Origin of the sequence: Capnocytophaga sp. CM59 (assembly GCF_000293175.1) — a bacterium.
GTDB lineage: Bacteria > Bacteroidota > Bacteroidia > Flavobacteriales > Flavobacteriaceae > Capnocytophaga > Capnocytophaga granulosa.
The window spans coordinates 1-1,522 of sequence record NZ_ALNN01000074.1; the positions used below are offsets into that span (position 1 = coordinate 1).

Annotated in this window: 1 protein-coding gene and 1 pseudogene; both read right to left on the reverse strand. The window is 31.2% G+C overall.

The features are described from left to right. Positions 1-192 precede the first annotated feature (192 nt). A complete protein-coding gene (locus HMPREF1154_RS12920) occupies positions 193-957 on the reverse strand; it encodes a hypothetical protein (RefSeq protein ID WP_009643066.1) in 765 nt (254 codons plus the stop codon). Positions 958-1,284: 327 nt separating this feature from the next. After that, positions 1,285-1,522: pseudogene (locus HMPREF1154_RS13275) on the reverse strand (hypothetical protein); the annotation flags it as partial.

Below are 1,522 nucleotides of genomic sequence, written 5' to 3' on the forward strand. Positions count from 1 at the left end.
ACCCAAGAATATATACCTCGTAATTTGCGACAGCAATATCCATCTTCCCACTTTAAAGAAGCTAGCTATTCTTCGCAATCTAAGTCTGTTTTAAAGCGTTCAGTAAACTCTAAGAGGCTTTGTCCCTTAAATAATTCCATAATACATTAATTTTCAGAATGCAAATATATGAAATTATTTTGACACCTCAATTTATTTATTCTTTACCTTATAAACTAATTCTTTTATCACATCTTCATCGTATTCTTCAAAAGATATTTCTCCAAAATCTTTTTTAGTAAGTTGGGTGTTAGTAGGTTTACCTTCCCACCAATTGATAATCTCTCCATATCTATGAAGAAAAATATCCTTCTTCTGTTCGTCATATTTGAAAGTGATGTACTTTTCAGAATCATATTTCTCAAGTACTTGATTAAATAATTCAATAGTAAAAAAATTGTTCTTTATAGAGATGTTGCCAAAGTGATCTCCAAAAGAATTAGGGTAAATTGTTGAATTATAAGACATTTTATATAGATTATCCCCTTTGTTGAGTAGCACTATAACGGGAGCAACAGTCCAATCAATATCTCCAGTAGCTGAAAAATGAGTATACTTATTATCAAAAGCTAAGATCATATCTTCTAATTCATCTTCATTGATGTAACATCTATAAATTTCTTTAAACTTAAATATCTCAGTATCTTCTACTTTCTTTATAAGTTCAGAAATTTTTTCGATGTAAATAAGACGGTGATGATCATAAAAAATAGTACCATCTTCATTTACCTTTACATCTTTAGGAGTAATAATAGTATCATTACTTTGTTTAGGCATTTCCTCTTCGCCGAAATCTTCTTTAGGATTTTCTTTTATATCATTTGCTTGAGTGACTTCATTATTCTCCTTTTTATCAGAAGATTGCCAGCAATTAGCCACAAGTAGAGAAACGATTAATAGATAGAGTATTCTTTTCATAAAGATTGTATTTTGACTGCAAATATACAACAAAAAACTGCCCCAACTATTCTGGGGCAGTTTTTATTATCTATATTAGCAACTAATCCTCATAGCCACATAGCTTTCTTCCTTTTTCTTTTGCCTCTTCTAAGGTAACTTTTATAACTTGCTTACTACATTTTTGCAAGCCTTTGCAGTTGGGAGTGTAATGATATGCTTTGCTACTAGGTCCGTTACAAACATACACATACATAGTAGCCATATTGCTTGAGTAAGCCATCGCACTTACTAATAGAATAGTAAAGGCGGAAACAAGTTTTGATATAAAGGATTTGAGGTGTCTATTTAGCTACATACTAATTGACTTTGGGAAACGGGAGAATGCTCTACAATTCTTTTCATTAATTTGTTAAAGATAGTCTCTTTGCTTTGTGAGCGATTGATTCTAAAACTATACTCAGCTAAATAGCGGTCTATGTTAAATTCTGATACCCAAGAATATATACCTCGTAATTTGCGACAGCAATATCCATCTTCCCACTTTAAAGAAGCTAGATATTCTTCGCAATCTAAGTCTGTTTTA

Bases quoted from the DNA above. Each gene is read 5' to 3' on its own strand.
- HMPREF1154_RS12920 (WP_009643066.1), bottom strand. From the start codon at position 957: ATGAAAAGAATACTCTATCTATTAATCGTTTCTCTACTTGTGGCTAAT.